At 59.0% G+C, this 210-nt stretch carries 1 protein-coding gene; it reads left to right on the plus strand.

Going from position 1 to position 210, the window contains the following annotated elements; all coding sequences use genetic code 11:
• On the plus strand, positions 1-210 hold a 210-nt coding region (locus AF337_RS38520; RefSeq protein ID WP_152971361.1), incomplete at both ends, for a B3/B4 domain-containing protein.

Raw genomic sequence — 210 nt, forward strand, 5'->3', positions numbered from 1 at the left:
CGCCCCATCAACGCGCTTGTTGACGTCACCAATTATATGACCTTCGATCAGGGGCGGCCGATCCACGTCTTCGATGCCGCCAAGATTAAGGGCAACCTGACCGTCCGCCGTGCCGCCGAAGGCGAGACGGTTCTGGCGCTCGACCAGCGCGAATACAAGCTCTCGCCGAACAACGTCGTCATCTCCGATGAGGATGGCATCAAATCGATC

The organism is Rhizobium ecuadorense (assembly GCF_001187535.1).
GTDB lineage: Bacteria > Pseudomonadota > Alphaproteobacteria > Rhizobiales > Rhizobiaceae > Rhizobium > Rhizobium ecuadorense.